The sequence below is a fragment of the Synechococcus sp. YX-04-1 genome (genome assembly GCF_030546365.1).
Classification (GTDB): Bacteria; Cyanobacteriota; Cyanobacteriia; order PCC-6307; family Cyanobiaceae; genus Parasynechococcus.
In genome coordinates this window covers 61,938-87,673 of sequence record NZ_JAUONZ010000007.1, presented here as the reverse complement: position 1 = coordinate 87,673, position 25,736 = coordinate 61,938, and the positions used below count along the sequence as shown (strand labels likewise).

Below are 25,736 nucleotides of genomic sequence, written 5' to 3'. Positions count from 1 at the left end.
AACAAACCTCTGAAGGCATCAGGGTCATTGGCGCGTAGGGCTGCAACCTCAGGCAGAAGCAGCTGCAGCGATTCAGCACCTAAAGAAGCGCTGCAAGCTCTGGGCACCGACGTGGAAGAAGGAAGTGGGCAGTGCTCCCGAGGCTGGATAAAGGACTGTGTGACGAACTAAGCCAGATCGTGAGGACCCTCACAATTCTCTTGTTACGAGTAAAGCAGTATTTGAAAATAAAATTACTGACCAATATATTCACTCGCAAGAGCTGCCACTCTAGTGGGATCCTTTGACACAAAGCAAGTCACCCGAATATCATAGTGAGGATCAAAGAAAAGAGGCCGATTTTCCCCGAAAAACTTAAATTGACGATACCAAGATAAGACAACACTGTAGTCAGCACTATTGTCAACGGCTCTATCTCGGGGGTAAAAACTTAGGGTTTTGCTAGGCGCTGGAAATCGATAGTCACTTCTTTCTCTAAATCGAATTGCACTGTTTCGATGAGGCTGTAACTCATGCTTGGGATCCCGAATTAGATGGTCAAACCTATCGGCAATCATTCTTTCCTCAGCGGCTTTGCATTCTGTTACTGCATCATCTGCAAGTTGTCTATTCTTTTTGATCCAATCATTCTGCTTTGCTATTTCCCCAATAAGGCTTGAATAAATCCTTGCTCCAGATACCAAAATAATATTGAATCCAATCAAGCCGAGAACTGGCAGAAGGAAGATAAATATGAAGAGCATAAAGCAGCTTTTTAAGCAGCCAGGCTTCTGTTGCTCCATAAGAAATGCGTCAACTGTCTCAGTTCTTTTATGATGACAGTTTTTTCAAGTTTTGCTCATATAAGAGCGTTTTGAACTTGAGCAGAGGGGGAACACTCAAGGCAGTCACGCCTGACCTGTACCCGCGGCGCCGAATGACAGAAGCGGATGGAGTGGATTCCTAAGGCTTTATGGGAGTGAGCGATGGTGCGTAGGCAAAAAGCAGTTCTACGAGGTGAGGTTTGTGCTGGTGAGGTCAGTCATAGCCGTGAAAACAAGCATTTGTCAGACTGAAGCATGGAGACTGAGTTGGAACATGCGCTTTGCACGTTGGCAAAAAATTAGAAGTTGGTGCCGACCACTGTTGCGCTTAATGCGCTATGAGCTATGGCCACCCAATGCATGGAAAACCATGGGATTCACATGGCTTTGGCTTGCTTGGTGTGCAGTACCAGGAATTACAACCATCAACCACATGATGAAACCTGGAGACCATATAACTGCCTTGATGACTGGCGGTGGACTTCTTTTGTTTTATGGAGCAGTCCGTAGTCTCGTTGAAGCCAATAACCTCTGCCGTCAGGGAGCCTGGGAAGGCGGCGAATTCTTTTTACTCCTTTTCGTAGGTCTACCACCTTTATTGATTGGTGGCTTGTTTGGTTTTACAGGTAGTGCGGTGATGGTACAAAAACTATTTGGCTTGTCGCTATAAGCCTGGCAGGAGGGTTCACGTATGGTTAAAACCTGCAAAGGCAATGAGGTGGTCCCATGACCCGCGACACCCGCATTGCCCTGTTCCTGATGGGGGAGCTGGTTGCAGCGTTACGCGCCAATGACCCTGATGCCTAGTCTCAAGGGCTGAAAGCAATACAAGACCCGCAAGGGAAAAGCAGGGGGCGCTGATGTTGTCGCTATCCATCTCCCGACAAAACCACACAACTACTAATCCAAAAAAGAATGACTTACAAACTGATTGAAATGGATGGCGAACACGACAACGTCATTCTTGAAACCAACGACCTGGAGCAAGCAAAGGCAAAGTACACAGAAGTGACTACTGCCTGCAAAGCGGGAACCTACGACTTCTGGTGTGCCTTTGACGAACTTGAAGATGGCCTAACCATCGTTTTAGAAGATGAGGATGAAGAGGCAGTCATGGAAGAGACCTTCTACTGACACTCTCCCGACAAAACCTTACACAAAACACCCCGTCAGCAATGGCGGGTTTTTGTTGCGTGGCAACACCAATAAACCAAGCATTAACAGCCGGAGCACTCACAAACACGTGAGATGGTTGCTCAGCGGCTCCACAGCGTGCCTGTTGGGTGTGGGGGGTACTTTCAGTGTGTGCAGCAATTGCCATACCACGCATCGGAAGCTAGTAATGCATATGAACGCAGTAAGAGATGACAAGCCAAAACAATCAAGCAATCGAATTAGACCCAAGCTTTAGAGGGCCCTTGAATCTGCTGATTCAAAAATTTTTATCATTTAATTGGTGCAAAGAAAATCTGATCACTCCTTTTGGGTTTAAAAAAACAGTTCCAACAACGAGGCTTGCGTATTGATTGCGATATCAAGCTTTAGCGATCTTTCAAAGATAGGCAAAGATGTTAAATTTGCAATAGCGAAAGCTGGCTTTGATTGCCTTTTCATAGAGGAGAGTTCTTTAACAATATTGTCTATAATTGAAGAGTTAGAGGCAAATTTCTAAAGAACGGAGTCACAGCAGATCAAGAGGCAGGGCAAATTTACCGCAACGTGGACGCTCAACAAATAGCTGACTAGCATGAAGGCACTGCCTTCTGCTTAGTCGTCAGGTAATGAGTGGAATCAACGCTTCGGAAATTCGCGAACTGATAGACAAACATTTTTCTCTTCAGTGGTGTCGAGAGAATATAGTAACGCCTCTGAGGATTATAAATACGAGAGATACAGATGGCGAATGCATGCTGGTAGCAATCGGCAATTATTCATTTCTTGGGACGATAGGTGATTTCATTAAATTTAGACTTGCTAATGCAGGTCTTACTTGCCAGTTCATCGAGAAGCCGCCGGAGGAAATCCAGAGAATTCTTGATGACGCCTCTAATCAGAGATTAATGGCAGAAAGCAACAGAGATGTGACAATCTCCGATGAGTCAATTCTTGACGCCCTTAAAGACGCAGATGAATCTGGATATGTTGATGAATACGAGTTTGACTTTGACGATAATGATGAGGAGCTTATCGAAGACAATGCAACAGACTTATCGATTGAACTGGAAGGAACAAAAATTCAGGAGGCTGCAGCTAAATTGCTAATTCAAGCAGCAAGATCTGGTGCATCAGATATTCATTTAGAGCCGCGAAAGGATGACTATAAGATTCGAGTTCGCCGTGATGGAGTAATGCAGAACTATGTGACCATGCCTCGCTCTGCAGGCATAAAAATTACTGCTTGCTTTAAAAATATGGCCAGCATGGATATAGCCGAAAGGCGTGAAGGTCAAGACGGGAAGATCCGTAGATTGTTTGAAGGGAATACTATGGAATTCCGTTGTGCAACAGCTCCAGGGAAATATGGTGAAATGATGGTCATGAGACTCTTGAATAGTGATACAAATATGCTTGACCTAGATATACTAATTAGCAATGATAATATTAGGCAAGATTTCCGAGATTTAATTCATTTAGCAAATGGAATTATTGTTTTGTCAGGTCCAACAGGCTCTGGTAAATCCACCACGCTAGCCTCAGCACTTCGCGAAATAGATAGTGGTGAGTTAAAAATCGTCACGGCAGAAGATCCAATCGAGTATGACCTTGGGGGCAATATTCAACAGTTCCCCGTTATCAGAGCAAAAGGACAAACATTTACAAAACTCTTGAGGATTTTCCTACGCCAAGACCCTGATGTGGTTTTGATTGGTGAAACACGTGATCCAGTTACTGCAGAAGCATCAATGGATGCTGCTGAAACAGGTCACCTTATTTTCACCACACTTCACGCCAATAGCGCAGCTAGGTCCGTAAGCCGTTTGATGGATATGGGTATACCCAGCTACAAGCTCAATGGCTCCTTAAGAGGCGTGCTGGCACAGCGGCTTTTGCGCCGAGTCTGCCCAGAATGCAGTATTGAACGATCAATTAATGAAGCAGAAAGCTATTTCACTGGTTTACCCCCAGGAACACCAGTTCGTTTCGCAAGCGTCCTGAGTGCTGAAGAAAGGCAGCAAGGCAAGAAAGAAGGAACTCTTTGCGCTAATTGCGGTGGCAGCGGCTACAAGGGACGTGTCGGTGCCTATGAGCTAATGACTATCAACAGCAGTATCCGTGAATCAATCAAGAAAAACAAAACAACCCTTGAAATAGAGCAAGAAGCCGTTAACTCAGGCATGCTAACGCTGAAGCGCTATGGAGTAGAACTCATTAGACAAAAGCTGACAACTACTTCTGAATTGCAAAAAATGTGCAATTCAGAAAATTAGCCATAACAGAAAAAGTTTTTAGAATGGAAACCTGATAACAAGTGTTGGAGTCTGTGAAAATTTGAGAGGGGCCTCCCGACAAAATAATTCACGCCGTCAGCAATGGCAGGTTTTTCATTGCCATCTAACTGCCTTCCAGCAGCCTGGTCAGCTGTGCCTGAAGCTTCAAGGCACCCACCGCATTTGAATGCTGCTTGGAGTCGATGCTGGCCTGAATGATTTTGTCGAGCAGAGCAAGGCGTGTGCCAAGAAAGTCAGAGCGTTCGACTGAGTAGTCAGCCTTGATGATCTCCCTTGCGCGCTGCACATAGGTCTCGGCTTGTCGTTTCTGTACCCCCCATTCCTCCGTGCAAAATCGCAGGATGTAGCTGTTTGTTTTTGCCGAAGACAGCAGTTTGACGACGATATGAATGCGCCGATCAATTTCCGCGCTGGCTGACTTCTTCCCCATACCATTCATTCTGCCAGAAAGTAATTAAACGGCCAGATGTGAATTAGATGATCTCGTCATCGTGGCTACACCATTAGCGGTGATTGGAAGGGGCCGCCAAAGGATCTGAATCAAGCCCACGCGCGCGTATAAACACAACAATCGTCTTTATCGTCTTTATCGTTTTTTTGACTGGTTGTCTTGGAAAAGGACGAAATGGACGGAATAGACGATTCCAGTTGGTGAAGACCAAAAAACTGGAGAGCTGAAGCGGTTGGCCGCCAAAGCGCTTTCCGTCTGCCGGTTCCTTTCCGTTCTTTCTCGCCGTCCTGTTCCACCAAACGGACCTTGCGGAGCTTGTCGATGGTCTCCCTGGCGCGAGCTTCGGGGTTGGAACCGTCAATGCCGAGAGCATCAGCAACCGCACTGGCGGTCATCCCTGCACCAGTGTGTTGCCAGTGTTCGACCAAGTCCTCCAGGGCATCTCGCTGACGTGGTTCCAGCCCATCGATCAAGTCTTCGATGATCCGTTGCTTAGCGACGTCTTCGGCATCGCCGTGGCTGATCCAGTTGTAACCATCGTCAACCTGTTCAATCAGCAGCTCCAGCGGGCTGCCACCCCGCCCTTCGGATTTGAGTGTGATGCGCTTCTCCTGAGGCGCTAGGGGGTTGGTTGACAGCCGACGAGACAGGCCCACGTTCCAGCTGGATTGCGATGGCAGTGCGGTGGTGCCTCGTGATGCCAGAGAAGCCTCTTCATTGGCTGCAGCTTTGCCGCTGTGGTGAATCACCACCAACGTCGCCTTATGTGGCGCGATGGCTTCCTGCAGGTCGACCAAGGGACCAGCAAAGTCAGCATCCCGTTCTTTCAGACCCAGCTGGCTGGTGCAGGAGAAATAGGAATCAACCAGGATCAATACCCCAGGCTGTTTGGCTGCCAGATCAGCAATGGTCTCGATCCCCTGGTCATCGAGGTGCAACGGGCACCCCTTGTCGTACAGGGCAACGATGCGCGAATTCAACGTGTCGTTGTTGTCGAGCAAGCCCGCGAGGTGAAGGCATTCAGCCCAGTCACCTTCGTCTTGGTCGCTGCCGATGATTGCAACAGGCGGGCAAGGCCCAGTCAGCTTGCGACCGAGGAATTCAGAGTCGCCACGTATCAACCGTGCGATGAACTGACAGAGCAACCTCGTCTTGCCGACCTTTGGCAGTGAGATGAAAAGGGTGGTTGCTTCCTTCATCACGACGCCTTCCCAGAAAAAAGGAGCCTTGCGACGAGAGAGCTTGCTGCCACCTTTGTGCGGGGTGCTTGTGCCGTGTATTGCGCGACGGGCAGACCAAAGCGCTTGTTTTAGCTCCAGGTAGGTGAAGCCAGTGTCGAGTTTTTCTGCGAATGAGCGCAGATGAATCAACCGGTGCATTGATTCGATCTGTTGGTCCTGAAGGATCCTTTTGGCTTCGGTCTTCAGTGAATTGAGGTCTTTGGTTGCTGAACAGAAGCCCTTAGTTCCGCCGTTGGGCTCAGTTTCGGACTTCCATGTTGTTGAAACGATGCCAGCAGCGATTGTCTGGGCGTCAGGTTTGGATCGCTCCAGCCAGTCCTCAACACCAAGACCGCCCTCCTTCGGCGGGTTCCGCCAGTTCATCCCTTTCAAGGGAGGCATCAAATGACTTGCCTGAGGCAGCTGGTTGCTTAGTTCGCGATACCAGTGATCAAGATCAGCTAGGTCGCAATCGGGAGCCAGCACAACCTGCGACTGCATTCGTCGCAGTTCAAAGACCAACCGCTCAGTTGGATCAAGGATGCTGATGGAGGCAAAGCCTGCAGCGGCTAGTTGTTCCGCCTTCAGCTCTCCCTTGACGACGAAGAGCAGCTCACCAGCAGCACGTTTTTGTTCGGTCTCGTGCCAATGAAAAGGGGCGATCTCCGCCTGACGGCGACCTTCGGGAAACGTGGTTTCCCAGCCAACCCATTTCTCTTTTCCGGGGGTGTCAGTCCTCTTGCGACGAACAGGGAAGTCGGTGCCATCCCAGCAGCGATAAACCCAGAATCGTTCCCGGGGCTTTCGCGGAGCTTTCTTGGACGGATCGTCGAGGTGCTCAGGCAACCACTTGCCGAAACCCTGTGCCTCATCAGATTCACCGCAATAGATGAAGGGTCGGTCAGGGTGTTGAAGCCCTTTGGGGACCACGCCATCACGGACGGTGTGGCACAGAACCATCCCGTTGTCCGCGATACGGCAATCACCGTCTTTCGTCCTGCCGCAAATTGGGCAGGGGTTGTTTCTTCGAGAGGAACGCATGACTCATTCCTCCTCTTTTTTGAGGTGGTCTTCTTCGCTATAGGTTTCGATCAGCTCTAGGCGTCGCTCCAGTTCATCTTTCCGTCGAGAGTCCTTTCCCTTCACTGCCGCGATGGTTCGCTCGGCAAGTGTTTTTCTGATGGCGTCAATGCGATATACCACCGGGCCACCCGCGGTGCCAGTGGCAAAGATGTAGTGATCGCCAGGCGTCAGCCTGCCGTCACGCCGCATTGTGCGGATGGTGCTGTTTTTAATCGCCAGAAGCTTTGCCGCCTCTGACTCAGGCACCCATACGGGCGAATCCATTTAGGGGGTTCAGATAAGCCCCTTTGCTCTCAGCACGTCACCAAGCAACCCGCTGTGGTTTTTGAATTGATGCCAGCCCTCGCCAGGTGCATATTCACCTGCACGAATCGCGGCGTCATATTCATCGACCATCTTTGAGATCCGTTGGACCTCATCGGCACCAGTCAGCTGCCCATTTTTCCCGCCACGATTTTTCTTCGGGCGGATTGTCTGACCGTTGACCATGAAGGCGTGGTTGTTCCTTGATTTCCGTGCCACTGCACAAAGGGGAAGGACAAAGAACCGCCGTCATGTCGTTAGAGACCTAGAGGGTCAATCGATCAGGAGCCGCCAGAAATAGTTGGCGTTACAGGTCGGGGTCTGGACGTCTTACGCCTGCGGGAAAACCCGCACCTGCGCCAGCCGCAACCTGATTTCGGAATGAATTCATTGTTGATAGTGCGCGTGTACCTGTCAACAGGTGGCAGGAAAGTTGTGTGGTGAGCGCTGCGTGGCTCTGCCTTCTCACCACACCGTGACCACACACACTTGAGCAAGCAATAAAAAATCGCCCCTTGCGGAGCGGTGAAGATGTCAGCTGGGGACTGGCTTTTTGAGGCATCGGGGAGACAGGATTCGAACCTGCGGCATCTTGCTCCCAAAGCAAGCGCGCTACCAAACTGCGCCACTCCCCGGCGCACTTAGAGATTAGCGGTCAGCGTGCAGCTGTTCAGCGAGGTTGACGCCGCTGAGGATCGCTCCCTCTGCTCTGCCAAAGCCAGGCCCTTCGATCCAGTCACCACAGAACCCCACTGCGCTGGTGGGGCACCACTGCAGCTCCTTCGGCAGAGGGTGGTCGAGGGGCCGAGAAGCGCCCCAGCGCATCACCCCCAACGGCGTCGCTTGGTCCAACGCAGCTGAAACAACCGGCAGGCCTTGCAGCAACTCGGGCAACAGCTCCACCAGACGTTGGTGCTCCTGAGCCAGCAGGCGACCCTGGCTTTCGGGCGTGATCGCTTCCCCGGTATCCAAGCCATGCACCACCAGCCCCCAGCGAGCATCGCTTTGCGGCTGCAGCACGAGGCGTTCCACCTTCCAGCGCTCTTTGGCAGCGTCTTTCAACCAGATCTGAGCCGGAAGCTGTTCACCGTTGAGCGCGAGCACGCCCAGGTCCACCATCAAGTTCCAGCGCACCTCGGCTTGGCTGTGTTGCAGCAGGCTCAGTGCCGCATCGAGGCCGACGTCTTCCCCCTCTTCAACGGCTGAGCGCAGGGGGACGTCGTTCCAGGCCAGCATCTTCAGCGAGCGGGGATGGGCCAGCAAGGTTCCACTGAGCACAAGGCGCTTGGCCTTGAGGCACCAGCTTCGATCCTCGTTTTTCAGCAGCCAATGATCCTGGCGTCGCTCCAACCAGCGCACGCGGGTCTCGAATTGACGACTCAGTTGCATGGAGCCAGGAGCATCGAGCAGCACCTCGCAGATGCTGGCCATGCAGGGAATCCCATGCCACCAGCCCCCGTCTGGACAGGCTTCAGGGCAGTTGGCTGGCGATAAACCTGCTTGGGCGTCGAGCGCAAGCACAGCTCGCTCGTCACGCTGAAGAACACCCGCGGAGCGCAACGGCACTAGCAGTGCCTCCATGCTCTCCGGAATGGAATCACTGAGGGCAAAGCCCGGTGCTCCATGGTTAAGCAGCCAGCCGCCTTGTTCGCGTCTTCTGCGGGTGGCCGCACGGCCACCTGGTCCCCGGCCGGCCTCTATCAAGGCGATGTTGAGATCAGATCCCAGCTGCTGGAGTCGGCCAATCAGGCTGCAACCAGACAGCCCCGCACCAATAACGGCGAGATCAACCTCAGTCACAAGCGCTGAAGTCTCCGCCGTCGATCACATCCAGTAGCGCTCTGCGGCGACTCGAGAAAACAAACCACCCAGCAATGCCAGAAGAATCGTGACGCCAAAGAACGCGAAATACGCCATCTGAACTGTTGGCTTGATCAGAGATTCACGGCTTTCTAACAGCCGCAGGGGTGTCGGCTCGCTTGAGTTACGAGACGAAATCAAAGCGCTGGTATGGGTCGCCTGAGATTCGAACTCAGGACCAGCCGGTTAAAAGCCGGATGCTCTACCGCTGAGCTAGCGACCCGTGCCCGCTTGGGCATGCCATTTCGGCACCAAATGAGGTTATCACTCAGGTCGCCGGGGAGACTGGTGGCTTCTGAACCATGGCCATGACTGGCTCTAAGCCCTGGCCCGATCCCCAAATCGATGCTGCCGCCTGGGTTGCTGAATCCGCCGTCGTGATCGGCAATGTGCGGATGGCAGCAGGCAGCAGCCTCTGGCCCACAGCTGTTGCGCGCGGCGATCTCGAGCAGATCAGCATCGGAGCGGGCAGCAATGTTCAAGACGGTGCCGTGCTCCATGGCGATCCGGAGCAGCCGGTGCGACTCGGTGCCGACGTCACCGTTGGCCATCGGGCCGTGATCCACGGCGCCACGCTCGAGGATGGATGCCTGGTGGGGATTGGCGCCATCGTTCTCAATGGCGTCACCGTCGGTGCCGGCGCCTTGGTGGCTGCTGGTTCTGTTGTCACCAAGGATGTGCCTCCCGGAACCTTGGTGATGGGCACGCCTGCGGTGGTGAAGCGGGAGTTGTCTCCTGAGGCGATTGCTGAACAGCGCTGTCATGCCCAGCGCTACGCGCAATTGGCGGCATCCCACGCCCAGATCAGGCCTTGAACGCAACCGCCTGATTGCTGCGAATTCGATCAGCTTTCAGAGAAGGTCGTGGGATCAACGGAGAAGTCCGTAAGATCGGCGACACAGATTTCCGTTTTCAAGAATGGTCCGAGTTGCCATCGGTCTGGTCCTCATCCTTGTGATCGTCGGTTACTCGGCCTTCAGCGTGATTACCACAGGCCAAGTTCTGGGTATTGACGCCCGCCTGTTCCTGGTGGTTGCCCCGATCCTGGCCGCTGTCAGCTGGGCTGCTTTCAACATCGGCCGTGCGGCTGTGGGCCAGCTTCAGCTGATGCTCAAGCGCAGCCGCGCCTGATCCAGGCAAGCGAGATTCGTAGGCTGAAGGCTGCTTGATGCAGCCGGTTGTCTCAATCCCCCCATGTCACCGTTCTTGGTGCCGGTCTGGCCGGCACTGAGGCTGCTTGGCAGATCGCCCGTGCAGGGGTTGCGGTCACCCTGGTGGAGATGCGTCCGATTCGACGCTCCCCGGCTCACCACAGCAGTGATTTTGCTGAACTGGTGTGCAGTAATAGTTTCGGTGCCCTGAGCAGTGACCGTGCTGCGGGCTTGCTGCAGGAGGAGCTACGCCGGCTCGGCTCGTTGGTGATCGGCACGGCTGACACCCATGCTGTTCCAGCAGGTGGTGCATTGGCGGTTGATCGCGGTCGCTACAGCGCTGCCCTCACCGAAGCCCTCGACCAGCATCCTCTGGTCACGATTGAACGGCGCGAGCAGCAGGCCCTGCCACCGCAGGATGCGATCACCGTTCTGGCGACGGGGCCGCTCACGAGTGAACCGTTGGCAGAGGATCTACGCCAGTTCACCGGTCGTGCCGACTGCCATTTCTTCGATGCGGCCAGCCCGATTGTGCATGGCGAGAGCATCGATCTTTCGGTGGCCTTCCGCGCCAGCCGTTACGACAAGGGCGATGCGGACTACATCAATTGTCCGATGGACAAGGAGCAGTACCTGGCGTTCCGTCAGGCCCTGGTGGAGGCTGAACAGGCTGAACTCAAAGACTTCGACAAGAACGACGCCACCTTCTTTGAAGGCTGTCTGCCGATCGAGGAGTTGGCGCGTCGTGGCGAAGACACCATGCGTTACGGCCCCCTGAAGCCGATCGGGCTCTGGGATCCCCGTTGGGGTGATGTGAATGATCGCGATGTGCGCCGGGCCAAGCGCGCTTATGCCGTGGTGCAGCTGCGGCAGGAAGACAAGGACGGTCGCCTCTGGAATCTGGTGGGTTTCCAGACGAACCTCAAATGGGGTGAGCAGAAGCGAGTTCTGCAGATGATTCCAGGGCTGGGTCAGGCGGAATTCGTGCGCTTTGGGGTGATGCACCGCAACACCTTTCTCGAATCGCCACAGCTGCTGCAGCCCACCCTGCAGTTCCGCCAGCGCCCAAACCTCCTGGCGGCAGGCCAGATCACCGGCACCGAGGGCTATGCCGCCGCCGTGGCCGGTGGCTGGTTGGCCGGCACCAATGCGGCCCGTTTGGCCCGTGGCCTGGAGCCCATTGATCTGCCGGCCACCTGCATGAGTGGAGCCCTCACCCATTTCGTCAGCGAGGCACCAACGGCCAAGTTCCAGCCGATGCCCCCTAATTTCGGTCTCTTGCCAAATTTGCCGGAACGCATTCGCGACAAACGGGCCCGCTATGGCGCCTACCGCGATCGTGCACTCCAAGATCTGGAGCCGATGCGCGCCCTCCAACCCGAGACCGTGACGGCATGAACACCCCTGCGGAGGCTCGCCGGATCGAACAGCGCTCCTTGCGCTTCGGGGTCGGAGCCAACGCAGTGATGGCATTGGCTGGTTTTTCCGCCCATGTGCTCACCGGATCTTCGGCCCTTCTCTTGGATGGCCTTTATTCCGCCGTGTTAGTGGGCTCGTCTTTGATTGCCAGTCGCATCAGCTGCAATGTGGTGCGGCCGCCGGATCGAGCCTGGCCCTACGGCTACGAAGGCCAGGAAACTTTGTATGTGCTGTTTCGCTCCCTGGTGCTGCTCGGGGTGATCGGCTTTGGCGTCGGCAGCGCCTGCTCCACCTTGATCGACTGGTGGCGGGGGAACAGCATCGCGGCGCTGCATCTGGAGCCGGTGGCGCTCTACACCGCTTTGATGACAGCGCTCTGCGGCCTGCTGGCCTGGCGGCACCGCCGCGATTGGCGCCGCACGGGGCGGGTGTCGCTGCTGCTGCTCACAGAGGCCCGCAATGCCCGGATTGATGCCGTGATCACCCTGGCTACTGGCCTGGCCCTGTTGGCGTCTCCCCTATTGCTGGCAACGCCTTTGTCTGCCCTGGCGCCGATCACCGATGCCCTGCTGGTGCTGGCGGTGAGCCTGGCCTTGCTGCGCGAACCGCTGGCGGCCCTGCGGGATGCCATGGCCCAGGCCGCCGGTTGTGCTGCCGACCCGGATGTGCTGCAGCGCACACGGCTGGTGTTGATGCAGGAGCTGGTGGGGCTTCAGCTGCAGATGATGGACTTCACGGTGCAGCAGCTGGGCCGCACGGCCTTTGTCGTGGTTTACATCAATCCGCTGCAGCCTTTGGAAAGTCGGGTGATTGATGGGCTGCGCCATCACATCGATGCCCGCTGCAGTGCCGAACTTGCACGTCCCGTGCGCTCTGAGGTGATCCTCACGGTGATGCCCCCGATTCACCGCCAGGATCAAAGGCCGCAGACGGCCCCTTAGCGTCACCCCCAAAGAAGCGATGCCATGAGCGAGAACCAGCAGTGGGATGCCGTTGTGATCGGTTCCGGCATCGGTGGTTTGGTCACCGCCAGCCAGTTGGCGGCCAAGGGAGCCAAGACCCTCGTCTTGGAGCGGTATCTGATCCCTGGCGGTAGTGGCGGTGCCTTCAAGCGCGAGGGCTACACCTTCGATGTGGGGGCCTCGATGATCTTTGGCTTCGGCAAGAAGGGTTTCACCAACCTGCTCACCAGGGCCTTGGCCGATGTGGGGGAGCACTGCGACACCATCCCCGACCGAGCCCAGCTTGAGTACCACATGCCCGGTGGGCTGCGCATCGCGGTGGATCGTGACTACGAGCAGTTCATCGCCGACCTCACGGCGCGGTTTCCCCATGAGGCTGAGGGGATCCGCCGCTTCTACGACACCTGCTGGCAGGTGTTCAATTGCCTCGATGCCATGCCGCTTCTCTCGCTGGAGGATCCGGCCTACCTCACCAAGGTGTTCTTCAAAGCACCTCTGGCCTGCCTGGGGCTGGCGCGCTGGTTGCCCTTCAATGTCGGTGCGGTTGCCCGCCAGCACATCAAGGATGAGCAGCTGCTCAAGTTCATTGACATCGAGTGCTTCTGCTGGTCGGTGATGCCGGCGGATCGAACCCCGATGATCAACGCAGGCATGGTGTTTTCCGATCGGCATGCGGGAGGGATCAACTACCCCAAGGGAGGCGTCGGCGTGATTGCCGAAAAACTGGTGCAGGGATTGGAACGCCATGGCGGCGCCATTCGCTACAAGGCCCGGGTCACCGAGGTGTTGATCGAGAACGATCAGGCGGTTGGTGTGAAGCTGGCCGATGGCGAGGTCATCCGTGCCAAGCGTGTGATCTCCAATGCCACCCGCTGGGACACCTTTTCGGGAGTGGCTGACGAGCAGCACCGCTCTGGCCAAGCCCTGGTGGATGCCGCCCACACCCCTGGCAAGGAGCAGTTCTGGCGAAAGCGTTATGTGCCGTCCCCCTCCTTCCTGTCGCTGCATCTGGGGGTTCGAGCTGATTTGATCCCGGCCGGCACCCACTGCCATCACCTCCTGCTCGAAGACTGGAACCGGATGGAGGACGAGCAGGGGGTGATCTTCGTGTCGATGCCCTCTCTGCTGGATCCGGATCTGGCGCCGGCTGGGCATCACATCGTCCACACCTTCACGCCGTCATCGATGGAGGCGTGGCAAGGACTGACCCCCAGCCAGTACCGCGAGAAAAAGGAGGCGGATGCGGCACGGTTGATCCAGCGCCTGGAGGCGATCCTGCCGGGCCTCGCCGATGCCATCACCCACAAGGAGATCGGCACGCCACGCAGCCACCGGCGTTTTCTGGGTCGCTTTCAGGGCAGCTACGGCCCCATCCCTGCGATGCAGCTCCCGGGTCTGCTGCCGATGCCGTTCAACCGCACCGGTCTGAAGAACCTGTACTGCGTGGGTGACTCCTGTTTCCCCGGCCAGGGCCTCAACGCCGTTGCCTTCAGTGGGTTTGCCTGTGCCCATCGGGTTGGTGCTGACCTCGGCCTGAACCCTTGGGCACTGCCAGCCTGATCTTCTGCCTAGCGTGATTTGAAGTAGGAGTTGGGATGCCGCCTGAGTTTCAGCCGTCTTCGGAAGATCTGGCCCGCTACCTCGAGCAGAGGGGTGAGCTGACCAAGCCTTGGAATCTGCAGATGCTCCGGCTTAAAAAGCTCAAGGAAGCCAAGGACTCGATGGATCCTCAGCTGTATCTCGAGAAGGTGCAGGAGGCCCATGCCGATCTGATGCGTCTCGGCCAGTTCTGGAAAGGCCGTGAACAGCAGGTGTTTGGTGGCACTTACCAACCGTCTGAACTGATTGAACCGTTGCCGGGTTCTCCGGACGACCGATGACCGGCATCGAACGCTTCGGCCTTTCTCCGTTGATCCGCTTCACCCTGCTCAGCCTGTACGGGGCCTTGGTGTTGCCCTTGCCGTTATTGGCTCCTGCGGAGTCGCGTTGGCTGATGGTGGCCGGGCTGCTGCTGGGCCTGGTGTTGGTGATCGGTCTGTTGAGTGAACGGGTGGAGACCGATGCCGAGGGAATTCAGGTGCGTTACCCCGCCTGGATCCGTTGGTTGCTGCGGCGCGGCTGGACCATGCGTTGGCAGGACATTCGGGCCTTGGTTCCCGTTGGCACCAGTCAGGGCGGAACGGTGTACTACGTGAAGGCGGCCGATCTACGCCACCAGCTCTTGCCGCAACGCATTGAGCGCTTCGATCGATTTCTGGAGCTTCTTGCGGCGAACACAAGTGTCTCGACCAAGGGCATCGGGCGTCTGACGCCTCCCTGGACCTATCAACTGTTGGCAGGATTGGCTGTTGTGATGATTGCCGGCGAGTTGCTGATGTCGCTGGCGCTGGCTCAGGGATGGATCAGTTTGCCAGCGGGTTATCCAGGCTGAAGAAAGCTGATCTACCGGTTTAGCGAAGACTTTTAGTCAAAGCATCCTGGGTTTGCTCGCTTTACGGTTGAGATCACGCCTGGTGCGACATCAATATTCAGGAACTCGTCTGCATCGTATTGATTAAACATCTTCTAATACTTGTCTTTTGTCTCCTCCGATATTTCGTTGTTCGCCCTTAAAAAGCGAATGAGAGATAAGTTTGTTGTCTGACTGATGACGGCGCTCAGCAAGTCACATGCCATTTCCTGTTTGACGCTGGATCGGCAGAAGCTCATCACATCTTTAACGGAGTCGAATGGCTTTTCAGCAGTTGCTGATGCTTTCAAAGGGTGTCTTGAGTTGGTCTCTTGTGCTTTTGATAAAAGCGGAGTCATGGCAATGGCCGAAGCCATTAGCCGATGGTGACTTAGGGAAGCATGAATCAAGTATCAATGTTTTGATGATGCCCGCTGCTGCACCAATGTGCTCTTGGCTGATGCATGAATGTGTGGGGTTCGCTCGAGAGATAGATGACAAGAACCATGACTATTTGAGGCTTGTTTGCGATCGATCTTGTCGTGCTCTCGCCCAAAAACAATTTTGCTAGCCAATGGCAAGATCAACCGCCCTGGAAAGGGTGAGACCAAAAACGTCTAGAACAACAAATCCATTCAAAAGTCTTACCGCTTTGGATGGTCCAGTCTTGCATGAATCTTGCGAGTAATCAAAACAAACTTCGGCAGCAAAAAAGAAATATTCTATGGCACCAGGCGCGTCATGGACAATAATGGCAGGAGGTAGAGTTCTGATCGAACGCCCTTCGTTGATGCGCCAATACCACCACGAAAAACAAATCAAAATTATGGGTATAAATAGAAGAAGTTCTACAATTAAAAGGACTGGGCTTTTGATCGGGGCAACAAGAAGTAAATTCATTATAATAAGCTCTACAAACCAGCATATTGATAGAAATATTGCCAATATGTCGACGCCTTTTCTTGTGCCTTTGTTCGTCCAGTTCAAGGCGATAAGGATAAATGTGTAGCCAAAAAATATGGCACCAATTGGCTGCATATGGTTGGTAAGTGCGTCTAGAAAAGTATGTGCTACTTCAAGGAAGTTTTTTATTGCTCCTTCTTCTACTGCTTCGAGGTTCAGGTTTCGATCGAATTGTTCAGTAAAAATAAATGTAGCGAGTAGTACGTAGATTTCTGCTGGTTTTTTGATTCGCTGAAGAAATGTCATTTCTCTAAAGCCGTCTTCAGGATCTTACTAACAAATTCTGAAGTGTCTCCAGTTGCCTTGGAGAATGCTGTGCCCAACAGCAGGTGTTTGTACGGAGAGGGCTCACCCAGCAGATGGAAGTGCTGTCTCACGGCCATGAATCGTTCGTCCCCAACTCCCCTGCCATCAGGCAGCTGTTTCCCGATTCAGACCGGTATTGCTGCCTCGATCTCCCAGCCTTCGTTCGCCAGCTCTTCGCTCTTTTGGGGGGCGTCTTCAGACGCAACATCGATGAGGAGAAATCTCTCTCCTTGGTTGCAATACAGCCTGGTTAATCCGATCACGGCGGGGGCTCCCGGGTGTCGACAGTGCCATCTTGACCGGCTTGCGCTGATCAAGCAATGAAGATGGTCCTTCGAACAACTCTTGATTTTGTCCAGATGTTTGGCGTTGCCATCTGTCGTTCAGGCGTTGGAATCGTTCCAGTTGCTCCGATGGGATGACAACCGAACTCACCAACCTCCCCTGCGGGACGGTTCAGCTCAAAGTCTGCTCGAATCACCTTTGTGAATTGGGTTGGGTGTCTTCACACCATCTGGTCCCGCCCAAAGAAGAGCAACTGAAGAAGGCCCTTCGTCACCACAAGACCAATTAAGGCCTCTTCAAAGGGCTCGAGGCAATGGGTTGGTTCGGGGTGGAGTTGATTGGCACCAACCCCAAAATTCCAGTCTCTGACTGGAATTAATTCACTTGCCTTAACTGGCTGGCAGGTTGTCGAGGCTGAAGCGGTAGCCCCGCTGACGCACGGTGGTGATACCACCGCCCTCGCCAAGACCGGCCTGCTCCAACTTGCGGCGCAGAGTCAGCACCTGGGTGTCCACGGAACGGGGCCCACCGCTGAAGGGAGGCCAGGCCATCCGCAGCAGTTCCTGACGGCTGCGGACAAGCCCGGGCGGCATCAACAAGGCACAAAGCAGTGCAAATTCTCGGGGGCTGAGCTCCACCGGCTGATCCCGCAGCGTCACCTGGCGCAGCAGCAGATGAACCTCCAGCGGACCAACGGTGACCCGTTCCTGCAGGCCGCTGTGGCCCCGCTTCAGCAGGGTGCGGCATCGAGCGGCCAATTCCTCCAGGCCAAAGGGCTTGCGCAGTACATCGTCGGCACCGTCATCCAGTAGGCCCACCACCGGCTCTGCACCGGCACGTGCGGTGAGCACAATCACGGGGCAACGCAGCTGCTCAGCCAATCGCAGGGCAGAGCTGCGCTCCAGCAGTTCTGCACTCACCAGCAGATCCGGTGACTGTTCTTGACAGACCTCCAATGCTTCGGCGGCACTGGCCACTGCAGCGGTGAGATGACCGTCCTGCCGCAGCCGTTGCACCAGCACCGTGCGAAGGGTGGGGTGTGGCTCGACCACCAGCACCCGCGAAGGTTCCTGACCGGTGTTTGCGCTTGGCATCACCACCGGATCGCTGCTGGCTGCAGATGCTTCCGCCTTGAGGTCGTGGGGAGTGGAGGTCACTGGATCGGCCGAGGCGCGCCTACGCTAAGCCGAAATTCCTGGCAGGCTGGTAGCAGGGGCTGCTGTTGCATCTCATGACATCACTCGACGACCCTGAATCCATCCGTCATTTCCAGTCGCTCTGCGATGCCTGCCAGGAGCTGACCACGAGATATCACACCCCTTCGGAGTTGCGGTTGTATTCCGACGGTTACCTTCATGCGTTACGAAAGTCAGGATCGCTTGATCCCCGCTCTCAGCATCGCCTCGAGCAATTGATCGATCGCTGGATCATGGATCCCTCCAGCTTCATTGGCCCTGACGGGGATGTGAGCACTTTGTACATGCGTCATCCCCAGGGTTATTGAGTTAGCTGGCGAGTGCGATTTCCAGCTTTTCGCGAAGTTCTCCGGAGTTGTACATCTCGATCAGGATGTCTGATCCGCCCATGAATTCACCTTTGACATACACCTGCGGAATGGTGGGCCAGCTGGAAAACTCTTTGATTCCCTGACGGATTTCAGGATCGGAAAGCACGTCGAATGTCTCGAATGCCACACCGAGGGAGTGCAGGATTTGCACCACATTGTTTGAGAATCCGCACTGGGGCATCAGCTTGGAGCCCTTCATGAACACGAAGATTGGGCTGGAAGCGACCAGCGTTTCGATGCGAGCTTTGGTGGAGGTATCCATCGTTGAGCGTGGGTAAAGCGTTAAGCGGACGCAGCGTCCGAGGGGGTTGAGGTGTTGAGGGCGAGGGCATGAATCGCCTCGCTGGCCAATTGCTGCTGCAGCGCGCCGTACACCATTTGATGTTGACGGATGCGTGAAAGGCCAGCAAAGGCGGCCGACACCACTGTCACCTGGAGGTGATCACCGCCACCGGTGAGGTCTTCAACGGTGACGTTGGCGTCGGGAATGACCTGTTGGATCGCTGCTTCAACGGCATCCGGCTGCACCATGGCGGTGGTTGCGCGAGGGGGTACTGGCTCAGATGTTGACAGACCGGCTCATTGGCCGACTGCTGATGCGCCCCGGAATTCAGTTTCAACGAAGCCCAGTTCCAGCAGGCTCTGATAGGCCTTTTGTCCCTGGGGTTTGGCGGGTGTCATCAGCTTGACCACCTCGACAAGCACTGGAACAGCCACTTCGGGCTGGTTCTGACGGCGGAACAGGGCGGCCAGTCGGAGGTTGGTTTCCGCCAACAGTTCCAGAGCTTCACGGCCCTTGGTGTCCATCTCACGAGGAATCCGAGCATCCAGCCCGCGGAAGGCACCACTCAGGTCGCGGTAGAAGGCCAGCAGTTGCTTGGAGGCTTTGCGGGCTTTGTCGTAATCGGCCCGTGCCTCGGCCAGATCTCCCCGGCTGGCGGCTGCATCTCCTGCGGCAAGCATCGAACGGACGGCCGCTGGATTGAATCCACCCTGGGTCTGAGCCAGAACACGGTTCTCGGCTGATGTTTGGGCGATGCCAGGAGCGGCGGTGACGCCCAGGGTTGCCACCAGTGCAGCAGTCGTCAGCAATGCGCGACAACCCATGAGACCAGAAGAAAACGTGGGCGGACTTTAGAAGCTTTGTAGGGGTCGGCCAACGGCAGCACGGGCCGCTTGTTCAGCCGTATGCATCGCAGCAGCAAGTTGGCTGTTGAACTGCCGCGTCGCCTCGCGATCTCCCTTGGCTGGCACGGTGAGCGGTGCTCCGAAACAGAGGGCTGCCCGGCTGAAAGGCCGTGGTGGGGCCTGGCTGTAGCCCAAGCCAACGGGAACCACAGGAACGGAAACGCCGCGGCTCTGGGCCAGTTGGGCCAGACGCACCAGGCCGGGCCGCAGCGCAATCGCTTCGTCCTGCCGGTGGATCCTGCCTTCGGGGAACATCACCACCTGTTGTCCGCCGGCTAACAGGTCGATGGCAAGACGAAGAGTGGTCATCGAGGGTCGTCCCTGGTCCACAGGGAAGCAGCCCAGCCGTTGCAGAAACCAGCCCTGCAGTCCCCGCATTTCGGTGGTGGTCACCATGAAGCGGCAGTCGCGACCACTGACCCGCCGGCCGGCGGCCATCGGCAGCATCAGGGCATCCCAGCGGGCGCGGTGCGTCGGTGCCAACAGCACCGGTCCCTGATGGGGGAGATGCTCCGGATTCAGCACCAGCCGCTCACGAAATTGAAACCGCAGCGCCAGATCCTGGGTGGTGAACATCGCCAGGGGGGCCCAGAAGCTGTCGATTCCGACTCGCAGGCTGTTTTCTCGTGTCGCCAGGGCCGCTTGCAACGGGCTGATCGAATTCGGTGCCTGAGAACCTAAATCCCCCAGGCAAAGCTGCATAGGATCCGGCCAACGACTGCCCCGTCATGGCCAGCCTCGGCGTCAATATCGACCACATCGCCAACATCCGTGAAGCTCGGCGAACCGTTGAGCCGGACCCGGTGTCGATGGCACTCCTGGCTGAACTCGGTGGGGCCGATGGGATCACCGTGCACCTGAGGGAAGACCGGCGTCACATCCAGGATCGGGATGTGGAGTTGCTGCGCCAAACCGTGCGCTCCCGCCTAAACCTTGAAATGGCGGCCACCGAGGAGATGGTGGCGATTGCGCTGCGGATCAAGCCCGACATGGTCACCCTGGTGCCGGAACGGCGCGAGGAGGTCACCACGGAGGGGGGCCTGGATGTGGCTGCACAAGAAGCCTCCCTGGAGTCCATGGTGCAAACCCTTCAGGCCGCCAAGATTCCGGTGAGCCTGTTTGTGGATCCGGAGGCCACCCAGCTCCAGGCCTGCAAAAACACGGGGGCCTGCTGGGTGGAATTGCACACGGGTCGCTACGCCGATGCCGACTGGAGCACCCAGCCGCAGGAGCTGGCGCGGTTGCAGGAGGGCACAGCCATCGCCCGTCAGCTCGGTCTGCGGGTCAATGCCGGCCATGGCCTCACCTATCAGAACGTCGAGCCCATCGCGGCCATTCCTGGGATGGAGGAACTCAACATCGGTCACACGATCGTGGCCCGCTCTGTCGCCGTCGGACTGCAACAGGCTGTGCGGGATATGAAGGTCTTGGTTCAGAATCCCCGCCTTGATCCCCTTTTCGGACAGGCGCCCGGATGACCAAATATCACTTCGTTGCAGCCAGCGAGCGCTTCCTCACCGTGGAGGAGCCGCTGGAGGAAGTGCTGCGGGAGCGCCAACGCAACTACGCCGAAACCGGCAAGACCATTGATTTCTGGTTGGTGAAGCAACCAACTTTCCTGTCTTCTCCTGAGCTGGCTGAGCTGAAGGAGAGCATTCCCCAGCCAGCTGCCGCTGTGGTGTCCACCGATCCCACCTTCATCACCTTCCTCAAACTGCGTCTTGAGTACGTGGTTGTGGGGTCCTTTGAAGCACCGTCCGCGGGGATTCCCGATGCTCTTGCCGGTGCCGTCTGATGAATCCCAGTTCCCTACCCGTTCAGCAGCGCATCGCACTTCTGGTGCAGGCTCTCGATGGTGCGCAGAAAACCAACAAGGCGTTGGCTACCTGTGCCGACGGGGACGCGATGGTGGACATCCTTCTGGGGGCTTCGGCCAAACTTGGGCTGGGGCTGACTCGTCGGGATCTCACAGAAACGCCGCCGATTCGCGATTGGATCTGGTTCAAGAACAACGATCCCCTGGTCACCGTCGGTGATGCCAAGGCCCGCTATCGCCGCGAAACCCCCGATAAGCCCAAGCCAGACCCGAGCCAACCCAAGGAACGCAAACGCTTTCTCGGTTTGTTCTGATCTGCATTACGGAGTATTGGCGGTGCCTGGCTGAGCATCAGAATTGATGCATCTCCAGGTTGTTGCTTTGAACCTGCGCAGCCGCCGGCATTGGGTGATTGGAGATGTGCATGGCTGTTACCAGCCCCTATGCCATCTGCTCGCCAGCCTGCCGCCGAACGACCATCTGGTCTTCTGCGGGGATGTGATCAACCGTGGCGAGGCCATCCCCGCCACGCTGAATCTGGTCTGGGATCTGATCCAGACCGGTCGTGCCACGTGGCTGCGCGGGAACCATGAGCAAGACCTCATTGAGGCTCTTGAATCCCAGGACGGCTTGAGTGAACACGCCACCTACGGCCAGTTGGGCGACAGCCGCGCACACCAGTGGCTGCCGCGCCTGCAACAGCTTCCGCTCATCTATCGCGGTGACGGTTGGTGCGCCACCCATGCCGGGTTCAACACCGAGGGCCAGCCGGATCTGTCGATTCGCGATCCGTTCTGGGAGGCCTATGACGGTCGTTTTGGCCTGGTTGTTGTGGGGCACACGCCCCGTCCCCAGGTGGAACGGCTTGGCTCCATCGTTTTGATTGACACCGGGGCGGTTTATGGGGGCTATCTGTCGGCTTACTGCCCTGAAACAGATGCGGTCGTGCAGGTGCAGGGGGCCGCAACCGACACCAGTTTTCCCTGTCCTTCGGACCTCAATCGGCGGCTGTCGGTGCTGGCTGGAGAGGTAGGCCCTTGCTGAGGGTTTACCGAAGCAACAGGGCTGAATTTCTGGCTCGCTTGCTCTCCCGTCAGTTGATCGAGCAGCAGCCGGGGCCCCTGGAGACGGTGGAGGTGATGGTTAACACCTGGCCCACCAGCCGATGGTTGGGGGAACAGCTGGCCACAGCCAATGGCATCAGTTCCCTGGTGCGGTTCCCCTTCCCGGGCAGTCGCCTGCGGCAGCTCGTGCGGCAGGTGCTGCATCTCCCCGCGCAGGAAGACGATCCATGGCGGGCGGGCCAGCTGGTGTGGGCTGTGCTCGAGCTGCTGCCGGAGCTGTTGGATCAGCCCGTCGCCCAGCCGCTTCAGGCCTGGCTGGCCCAGCGTGAAGGAACCTCCTCGGGGTTGACACGGGATCGCTGGCAGTTGGCGCGCTCCATCGCCGATGCCATGGACGATTACGCCCTCTACCGCCCCGATCAACTGGAGCAGTGGAAACGGACGCGACCTGAAGACGACTGGCAGCCCGTGCTCTGGCGACTGCTGGCCCAACGGCTGCCCCGAGCTCCCTTCGGTCTGCAGGTGCGTGAGGCCGTCGATCGTCTCCGGCGAGGAGACGTTGATCCGGACCTGCTGCCGCAGCGGCTGCGGCTGTTCGGCATCAGTGCTCTGGCGCCGGTGCAGGTGGATCTAATTCAGGCCTTGTCAGGCCTGTTGGAGGTGGAGATCTACCTGCTGACCCCGTGTCCGGATCTCTGGCAGCGCTGCGGCAGTCGGCGCGCTTCGCTCGGGGATGACTGGCTGGTCCCGCCCGATGGGGGCTGGTTGGCGGAGGCACCGCGTTTGGAGGCTGTCCTTGGCCGGATGGGCGCTGAATTTCAGCAGTTGCTGGAGGGCTCCGGTGAAGCGCAGCTGGGGGAGCGACGTGAGGGTGATCTGTTTGCAGGTTCACTGCAGATCGCCGCGGCGGAAGAGCGCCAGCCCACCCTGCTCGATCAGCTTCAGCAGCAGCTGGTGGATGCGGAGAGCATCTCTGAGCTGAATCGTTCCTCAGGCGATCAGTCGCTGCTGTTTCAGGCGGCACCGGGGCCTTGGAGGGAGGTGCAATTGGTGCGTGATCGCATCCTGCAGTGGCTTGCGGCCGATCCCGATCTCGCGCCACGCGACGTGCTGGTGATGACACCGCAGATTGAGCGCTATGCACCGTTGCTCAGCTCCGTGTTCAACGACACGGCGGCCATCGGTGTTGATTTGCCCTGGCGTCTAACCGACCGCAGTCAGCAGAGCAGTCCGGGGTTGTCGATGGCGATGTTCACGCTGCTGGAGCTGGCTGCTACACGCTTCACCGCCACGGGGCTGGAGCGTCTCCTGGCCAACCCGGCTCTGCAGGGTCAGCAGGGACTGACGGCGGAGGAGGCGGTGCTGATCACCCAAACGCTGCAACGCAGCGGTTTTCGCTGGGGGTTGGATGCCCGTGAGCGGGGCGGCGACGAGGTGCACAGCCTGCGTTGGTGTCTCGACCGTTGGCTGGTGGGGCTGGTGCTGCCGGTGGAGCAGGGCCTGGCTCCGGCAGGGGCGGCACCGTTCCAACAGGAGCTGGACCCTGATCGTCTGGTGCGTTGGTGGACGCTGCTGGATCGTCTGGCCTGCATGCTTGATCGCCTGCGACAGCCCCGGCCGTGCCATGGCTGGGTGCAGGTGCTGCAGTCTCTGTTGCAGGAGCTGTTTGCTGGGGGCGGGGCCTGGGCCGATGAGGCGCAGAGCTGGTCGGCGGCGCTGGAGGAGTGGCGGCTGCGGGCCCATGTCTGCCCACTGGATCTCGACGCTGCCGTGGCCTTGGAGGTGCTGCAGGAGGCCTTGTCTGTGGACAGCGGCCGCTTCGGGCACCGCAGTGGCGCACTCACCATCAGTGCCCTGGAGCCGATGCGGGCGATTCCCCACAAGGTGGTGGTCTTGATGGGCCTCGACAGCGCCGACTTCCCGCGCCCAAGCCGCCGCCCTGGCTTTCATCTGCTCGAGCAGCAACGGCGACTGGGGGATCCCCGCAGCAGCGATCAGGACCGCTACGTGCTGCTGGAGGCCTTGATGTCGGCACGCCGTCATCTGCTGATCAGCTGGTGCGGGCGGCTGGAGCGCACCGGTGAGCCCCAGCCACCTGCTGCGCCGGTTGAACAGTGGCTTGCCGTGCTGCAGGAGCAGTTGCAACGGGCCGGCGCGTCCATGGAGGGGTTGTTGATCACGCCGGCGGCCAACCCTCTCTCCCGTGAGAATTTCCAGCCCGACGCACCGCTCAGCTGTGATCGGCGCCAGCTGGACGCCCGGCGCTGCCTGGATCGTGCTCCGGCATCGGCCCAGGATGCCCAAGGGCTGGCCTGGGCATCGCTCTGGCAGGAGGACACGATCGATGAGGAGGCCGAGGGACGTGATGGAGACGATCTAGCCCTGGATCCTGAAGCGTTGCTGGCCTGGATGCAGCAGCCCCAGAAGGCCTGGTTGCAGGCGCGGGGGTTGCGGCCTGGGGAAGGCATTGAGCCAGTGGAGGATCTCGAGACGCTCGAGTTGGATGGTCTGCAGCGCTATCTGCTGCTCAACCACGAGCTTGAGGAGCAATTCATTGTTGGATCGGCGCCTGATTGGACGGCGTCGCTGGCGGGCCAGGGTGTGTTGCCGGCGGGGGCTGGCGCGGCCCTTGAGCAGGAGGAACTGCAGCGGCGTTGGCAGGCCCTGCAACGGCAGCTGGCATCGCTCGGTCCCTGCCGGCGGGAAGTGCCTGTGCTCGGCGGCCTGCCGATGCCCCTGCTTTACGCCGGTGACACCCAGGTGGTGGTGCAGCCCGGCATGCTCACGGCCGCGGCGGTGATGCGCGGCTGGTTGCAGCACCTGTTGCTGTGTGCCGAAGGATTGGCTCCAGGCGCCGGTTCAGCGGTGGTGGCGCGCAGCAGCCGGGTGGCCGGCGCCGAGGTGCACTTGCGCTGGACGGCCTTGCCGAGGGTTGAAGCCGAAGACCAGTTGCAGCAGCTGGTGCGGCTGGCGCAACAGGGGCTGGAGCGCTGCTGGCCGGTCCCCCCGAAGAGCGGCTGGCAGATGGTGGTCAAAGACCGGCGCAAACCGGGGACCGGGGAGCAGGACTTCCGCAAGACCTGGCAAGACGAAGGGGCAACACCGGTGATGCAGCTCTGCTTCGGTGCGGAGATCGCTGCGGAGCAACTGATGGATCAGGCCGGATTCCAGGAGGCGTGTCAGCTGCTGTACGGCCCCCTTCTGGCGCAGCTGCGTTAGTCGAACAACTCGTCCAGCATTTCGCGCATGCGTTCGTTGGAAATCACCGCGGGCTCGCCTGCCTGACGGCGAAAGAAGTAGGCCCGATGTTCTTGGTTGATGCTTTCAACAGCGGCTGCCTTTCGCACCAGCAGCTGGGCCAATTTCTGACGACGTTCGTGGGACACAACAGGCCGGT

At 57.6% G+C, this 25,736-nt stretch carries 30 protein-coding genes and 2 tRNA genes; 17 read left to right on the top strand and 15 right to left on the bottom strand.

Annotated features, from left to right (window positions below):
• Positions 1 to 233: 233 nt before the first annotated feature.
• Positions 234 to 782: a hypothetical protein gene (locus tag Q3Y53_RS12010; RefSeq protein ID WP_303536385.1), complete on the bottom strand. Its 549-nt coding sequence runs from the start codon at positions 780 to 782 to the stop codon at positions 234 to 236.
• A gap of 295 nt (positions 783 to 1,077) precedes the next feature.
• Here Q3Y53_RS12010 and Q3Y53_RS12005 point away from each other — a divergent pair, with 295 nt between their 5' ends.
• The 3 genes from Q3Y53_RS12005 (at position 1,078) to Q3Y53_RS11995 (ending at position 4,231) form a co-directional block, all read left to right on the top strand.
• On the top strand, positions 1,078 to 1,473 hold the full coding sequence (locus tag Q3Y53_RS12005; RefSeq protein ID WP_303536382.1) for a hypothetical protein: 396 nt from the start codon (positions 1,078 to 1,080) through the stop codon (positions 1,471 to 1,473).
• A gap of 245 nt (positions 1,474 to 1,718) precedes the next feature.
• Positions 1,719 to 1,937, top strand: coding sequence for a hypothetical protein (locus Q3Y53_RS12000; protein WP_303536379.1), 219 nt, complete (start codon positions 1,719 to 1,721; stop codon positions 1,935 to 1,937).
• A 647-nt stretch (positions 1,938 to 2,584) separates the two neighbouring features.
• Entirely contained in the window at positions 2,585 to 4,231 is a 1,647-nt protein-coding gene (locus tag Q3Y53_RS11995; protein ID WP_303536377.1) for a GspE/PulE family protein, read from the top strand.
• Positions 4,232 to 4,355: 124 nt separating this feature from the next.
• On the opposite strand, the gene Q3Y53_RS11990 is transcribed toward Q3Y53_RS11995, so the two are convergent.
• From Q3Y53_RS11990 to Q3Y53_RS11960, 7 genes are all read right to left on the bottom strand, one after another.
• On the bottom strand, positions 4,356 to 4,691 hold the full coding sequence (locus tag Q3Y53_RS11990) for a hypothetical protein (protein WP_303536375.1): 336 nt from the start codon (positions 4,689 to 4,691) through the stop codon (positions 4,356 to 4,358).
• 101 nt (positions 4,692 to 4,792) lie between these two features.
• Positions 4,793 to 6,883 carry an AAA family ATPase gene (locus Q3Y53_RS11985; protein ID WP_303536373.1) on the bottom strand — a complete coding sequence of 697 codons (2,091 nt, stop codon included), beginning with the start codon at positions 6,881 to 6,883 and terminating at the stop codon, positions 4,793 to 4,795.
• Between the two features lie 84 nt (positions 6,884 to 6,967).
• Complete coding sequence (locus Q3Y53_RS11980; RefSeq protein WP_303536370.1) at positions 6,968 to 7,270, bottom strand: DNA-binding protein; 303 nt, start codon at positions 7,268 to 7,270, stop codon at positions 6,968 to 6,970.
• Between the two features lie 9 nt (positions 7,271 to 7,279).
• The gene (locus Q3Y53_RS11975) at positions 7,280 to 7,495 is read right to left on the bottom strand and encodes a hypothetical protein (RefSeq protein ID WP_303536367.1); all 216 of its coding nucleotides are present in this window, start codon (positions 7,493 to 7,495) and stop codon (positions 7,280 to 7,282) included.
• Positions 7,496 to 7,870: 375 nt separating this feature from the next.
• Positions 7,871 to 7,944, bottom strand: a tRNA-Pro gene (locus Q3Y53_RS11970).
• 13 nt (positions 7,945 to 7,957) lie between these two features.
• Positions 7,958 to 9,109: an NAD(P)-binding protein gene (locus Q3Y53_RS11965; protein ID WP_303536365.1), complete on the bottom strand. Its 1,152-nt coding sequence runs from the start codon at positions 9,107 to 9,109 to the stop codon at positions 7,958 to 7,960.
• Between the two features lie 211 nt (positions 9,110 to 9,320).
• Positions 9,321 to 9,392: transfer RNA gene (locus tag Q3Y53_RS11960), tRNA-Lys, on the bottom strand.
• Between the two features lie 79 nt (positions 9,393 to 9,471).
• Here Q3Y53_RS11960 and Q3Y53_RS11955 point away from each other — a divergent pair.
• The 8 genes from Q3Y53_RS11955 (at position 9,472) to Q3Y53_RS11920 (ending at position 15,540) form a co-directional block, all read left to right on the top strand.
• Positions 9,472 to 9,984 carry a gamma carbonic anhydrase family protein gene (locus tag Q3Y53_RS11955; RefSeq protein ID WP_303536363.1) on the top strand — a complete coding sequence of 171 codons (513 nt, stop codon included), beginning with the start codon at positions 9,472 to 9,474 and terminating at the stop codon, positions 9,982 to 9,984.
• Positions 9,985 to 10,177: 193 nt separating this feature from the next.
• Positions 10,178 to 10,300, top strand: coding sequence for a photosystem II protein Y (locus Q3Y53_RS11950; RefSeq protein ID WP_025362202.1), 123 nt, complete (start codon positions 10,178 to 10,180; stop codon positions 10,298 to 10,300).
• Between the two features lie 47 nt (positions 10,301 to 10,347).
• On the top strand, positions 10,348 to 11,718 hold the full coding sequence (trmFO, locus tag Q3Y53_RS11945; protein ID WP_303536360.1) for an FADH(2)-oxidizing methylenetetrahydrofolate--tRNA-(uracil(54)-C(5))-methyltransferase TrmFO: 1,371 nt from the start codon (positions 10,348 to 10,350) through the stop codon (positions 11,716 to 11,718).
• On the top strand, positions 11,715 to 12,680 hold the full coding sequence (locus Q3Y53_RS11940) for a cation transporter (protein WP_303536359.1): 966 nt from the start codon (positions 11,715 to 11,717) through the stop codon (positions 12,678 to 12,680). Before trmFO ends, Q3Y53_RS11940 begins: the two co-directional genes overlap by 4 nt.
• A 24-nt stretch (positions 12,681 to 12,704) precedes the next feature.
• Complete coding sequence (gene crtH / locus Q3Y53_RS11935; RefSeq protein WP_303536357.1) at positions 12,705 to 14,261, top strand: carotenoid isomerase; 1,557 nt, start codon at positions 12,705 to 12,707, stop codon at positions 14,259 to 14,261.
• Positions 14,262 to 14,296: 35 nt separating this feature from the next.
• On the top strand, positions 14,297 to 14,581 hold the full coding sequence (locus Q3Y53_RS11930; RefSeq protein WP_226424208.1) for a hypothetical protein: 285 nt from the start codon (positions 14,297 to 14,299) through the stop codon (positions 14,579 to 14,581).
• Complete coding sequence (locus Q3Y53_RS11925) at positions 14,578 to 15,132, top strand: hypothetical protein (RefSeq protein ID WP_303536355.1); 555 nt, start codon at positions 14,578 to 14,580, stop codon at positions 15,130 to 15,132. The genes Q3Y53_RS11930 and Q3Y53_RS11925 overlap by 4 nt, the downstream gene beginning before the upstream one ends.
• A 216-nt stretch (positions 15,133 to 15,348) precedes the next feature.
• Entirely contained in the window at positions 15,349 to 15,540 is a 192-nt protein-coding gene (locus Q3Y53_RS11920) for a hypothetical protein (protein ID WP_303536351.1), read from the top strand.
• Between the two features lie 177 nt (positions 15,541 to 15,717).
• Here Q3Y53_RS11920 and Q3Y53_RS11915 read toward each other — a convergent pair whose 3' ends face one another.
• Both Q3Y53_RS11915 and Q3Y53_RS11910 read right to left on the bottom strand, forming a co-directional pair.
• Positions 15,718 to 16,359, bottom strand: a complete 642-nt coding sequence (locus Q3Y53_RS11915) for a hypothetical protein (protein WP_303536349.1) — start codon at positions 16,357 to 16,359, stop codon at positions 15,718 to 15,720.
• A 734-nt stretch (positions 16,360 to 17,093) separates the two neighbouring features.
• Positions 17,094 to 17,861, bottom strand: a complete 768-nt coding sequence (locus tag Q3Y53_RS11910; protein ID WP_226424206.1) for a response regulator transcription factor — start codon at positions 17,859 to 17,861, stop codon at positions 17,094 to 17,096.
• Between the two features lie 74 nt (positions 17,862 to 17,935).
• Here Q3Y53_RS11910 and Q3Y53_RS11905 point away from each other — a divergent pair, with 74 nt between their 5' ends.
• Positions 17,936 to 18,208, top strand: a complete 273-nt coding sequence (locus Q3Y53_RS11905) for a DUF6761 family protein (protein ID WP_226424205.1) — start codon at positions 17,936 to 17,938, stop codon at positions 18,206 to 18,208.
• A gap of 1 nt (position 18,209) precedes the next feature.
• Here the strand turns inward: Q3Y53_RS11905 and grxD are convergent, their stop codons facing one another.
• Genes grxD through Q3Y53_RS11885 form a run of 4 tightly spaced genes read right to left on the bottom strand, consistent with a single transcriptional unit; the run spans position 18,210 to position 20,161 of the window.
• Entirely contained in the window at positions 18,210 to 18,533 is a 324-nt protein-coding gene (gene grxD / locus Q3Y53_RS11900) for a Grx4 family monothiol glutaredoxin (protein WP_303536344.1), read from the bottom strand.
• 20 nt (positions 18,534 to 18,553) lie between these two features.
• Complete coding sequence (locus Q3Y53_RS11895; RefSeq protein WP_303536341.1) at positions 18,554 to 18,802, bottom strand: BolA family protein; 249 nt, start codon at positions 18,800 to 18,802, stop codon at positions 18,554 to 18,556.
• A gap of 48 nt (positions 18,803 to 18,850) precedes the next feature.
• Positions 18,851 to 19,378 carry a hypothetical protein gene (locus Q3Y53_RS11890; RefSeq protein WP_226424202.1) on the bottom strand — a complete coding sequence of 176 codons (528 nt, stop codon included), beginning with the start codon at positions 19,376 to 19,378 and terminating at the stop codon, positions 18,851 to 18,853.
• A gap of 27 nt (positions 19,379 to 19,405) precedes the next feature.
• Entirely contained in the window at positions 19,406 to 20,161 is a 756-nt protein-coding gene (locus Q3Y53_RS11885) for a 1-acyl-sn-glycerol-3-phosphate acyltransferase (RefSeq protein WP_226424201.1), read from the bottom strand.
• A gap of 26 nt (positions 20,162 to 20,187) precedes the next feature.
• Between Q3Y53_RS11885 and Q3Y53_RS11880 the strand changes: the two genes are divergently transcribed.
• The 5 genes from Q3Y53_RS11880 to Q3Y53_RS11860 are packed head-to-tail and all read left to right on the top strand — an operon-like array spanning position 20,188 to position 25,558.
• Positions 20,188 to 20,937, top strand: a complete 750-nt coding sequence (locus Q3Y53_RS11880; protein ID WP_226424200.1) for a pyridoxine 5'-phosphate synthase — start codon at positions 20,188 to 20,190, stop codon at positions 20,935 to 20,937.
• On the top strand, positions 20,934 to 21,254 hold the full coding sequence (locus tag Q3Y53_RS11875; RefSeq protein ID WP_303536335.1) for an MgPME-cyclase complex family protein: 321 nt from the start codon (positions 20,934 to 20,936) through the stop codon (positions 21,252 to 21,254). Before Q3Y53_RS11880 ends, Q3Y53_RS11875 begins: the two co-directional genes overlap by 4 nt.
• A complete protein-coding gene (locus Q3Y53_RS11870; protein ID WP_226424198.1) occupies positions 21,254 to 21,589 on the top strand; it encodes a hypothetical protein in 336 nt (111 codons plus the stop codon). Before Q3Y53_RS11875 ends, Q3Y53_RS11870 begins: the two co-directional genes overlap by 1 nt.
• 46 nt (positions 21,590 to 21,635) lie before the next feature.
• On the top strand, positions 21,636 to 22,319 hold the full coding sequence (locus Q3Y53_RS11865) for a metallophosphoesterase (RefSeq protein ID WP_303536331.1): 684 nt from the start codon (positions 21,636 to 21,638) through the stop codon (positions 22,317 to 22,319).
• Positions 22,313 to 25,558, top strand: coding sequence for an exodeoxyribonuclease V subunit gamma (locus Q3Y53_RS11860; RefSeq protein WP_303536329.1), 3,246 nt, complete (start codon positions 22,313 to 22,315; stop codon positions 25,556 to 25,558). The genes Q3Y53_RS11865 and Q3Y53_RS11860 overlap by 7 nt, the downstream gene beginning before the upstream one ends.
• Here the strand turns inward: Q3Y53_RS11860 and Q3Y53_RS11855 are convergent.
• A complete protein-coding gene (locus Q3Y53_RS11855) occupies positions 25,555 to 25,725 on the bottom strand; it encodes a hypothetical protein (RefSeq protein WP_303536327.1) in 171 nt (56 codons plus the stop codon). The genes Q3Y53_RS11860 and Q3Y53_RS11855 overlap by 4 nt on opposite strands.
• Positions 25,726 to 25,736 lie beyond the last annotated feature (11 nt).

Excerpts from the sequence above, each read along its gene's own strand:
- crtH (WP_303536357.1), top strand. The coding sequence starts at position 12,705 with ATGAGCGAGAACCAGCAGTGGGATGCCGTTGTGATCGGTTCCGGCATC.
- Q3Y53_RS11920 (WP_303536351.1), top strand. The coding sequence starts at position 15,349 with ATGACGGCGCTCAGCAAGTCACATGCCATTTCCTGTTTGACGCTGGAT.
- Q3Y53_RS11980 (WP_303536370.1), bottom strand. The coding sequence starts at position 7,270 with ATGGATTCGCCCGTATGGGTGCCTGAGTCAGAGGCGGCAAAGCTTCTG.
- Q3Y53_RS11885 (WP_226424201.1), bottom strand. The coding sequence starts at position 20,161 with ATGCAGCTTTGCCTGGGGGATTTAGGTTCTCAGGCACCGAATTCGATC.
- Q3Y53_RS12010 (WP_303536385.1), bottom strand. The coding sequence starts at position 782 with ATGGAGCAACAGAAGCCTGGCTGCTTAAAAAGCTGCTTTATGCTCTTC.
- grxD (WP_303536344.1), bottom strand. The coding sequence starts at position 18,533 with ATGGATACCTCCACCAAAGCTCGCATCGAAACGCTGGTCGCTTCCAGC.
- Q3Y53_RS11975 (WP_303536367.1), bottom strand. The coding sequence starts at position 7,495 with ATGGTCAACGGTCAGACAATCCGCCCGAAGAAAAATCGTGGCGGGAAA.
- Q3Y53_RS11905 (WP_226424205.1), top strand. The coding sequence starts at position 17,936 with ATGACATCACTCGACGACCCTGAATCCATCCGTCATTTCCAGTCGCTC.
- Q3Y53_RS11925 (WP_303536355.1), top strand. The coding sequence starts at position 14,578 with ATGACCGGCATCGAACGCTTCGGCCTTTCTCCGTTGATCCGCTTCACC.
- Q3Y53_RS11870 (WP_226424198.1), top strand. The coding sequence starts at position 21,254 with ATGAATCCCAGTTCCCTACCCGTTCAGCAGCGCATCGCACTTCTGGTG.
- Q3Y53_RS11895 (WP_303536341.1), bottom strand. The coding sequence starts at position 18,802 with ATGGTGCAGCCGGATGCCGTTGAAGCAGCGATCCAACAGGTCATTCCC.
- Q3Y53_RS11955 (WP_303536363.1), top strand. The coding sequence starts at position 9,472 with ATGGCCATGACTGGCTCTAAGCCCTGGCCCGATCCCCAAATCGATGCT.
- Q3Y53_RS11985 (WP_303536373.1), bottom strand. The coding sequence starts at position 6,883 with ATGGTTCTGTGCCACACCGTCCGTGATGGCGTGGTCCCCAAAGGGCTT.
- Q3Y53_RS11940 (WP_303536359.1), top strand. The coding sequence starts at position 11,715 with ATGAACACCCCTGCGGAGGCTCGCCGGATCGAACAGCGCTCCTTGCGC.
- Q3Y53_RS11875 (WP_303536335.1), top strand. The coding sequence starts at position 20,934 with ATGACCAAATATCACTTCGTTGCAGCCAGCGAGCGCTTCCTCACCGTG.
- Q3Y53_RS11990 (WP_303536375.1), bottom strand. The coding sequence starts at position 4,691 with ATGAATGGTATGGGGAAGAAGTCAGCCAGCGCGGAAATTGATCGGCGC.
- Q3Y53_RS12005 (WP_303536382.1), top strand. The coding sequence starts at position 1,078 with ATGCGCTTTGCACGTTGGCAAAAAATTAGAAGTTGGTGCCGACCACTG.
- Q3Y53_RS11880 (WP_226424200.1), top strand. The coding sequence starts at position 20,188 with ATGGCCAGCCTCGGCGTCAATATCGACCACATCGCCAACATCCGTGAA.
- Q3Y53_RS11865 (WP_303536331.1), top strand. The coding sequence starts at position 21,636 with ATGCATCTCCAGGTTGTTGCTTTGAACCTGCGCAGCCGCCGGCATTGG.
- Q3Y53_RS12000 (WP_303536379.1), top strand. The coding sequence starts at position 1,719 with ATGACTTACAAACTGATTGAAATGGATGGCGAACACGACAACGTCATT.
- Q3Y53_RS11930 (WP_226424208.1), top strand. The coding sequence starts at position 14,297 with ATGCCGCCTGAGTTTCAGCCGTCTTCGGAAGATCTGGCCCGCTACCTC.
- Q3Y53_RS11995 (WP_303536377.1), top strand. The coding sequence starts at position 2,585 with ATGAGTGGAATCAACGCTTCGGAAATTCGCGAACTGATAGACAAACAT.
- Q3Y53_RS11890 (WP_226424202.1), bottom strand. The coding sequence starts at position 19,378 with ATGGGTTGTCGCGCATTGCTGACGACTGCTGCACTGGTGGCAACCCTG.
- Q3Y53_RS11915 (WP_303536349.1), bottom strand. The coding sequence starts at position 16,359 with ATGACATTTCTTCAGCGAATCAAAAAACCAGCAGAAATCTACGTACTA.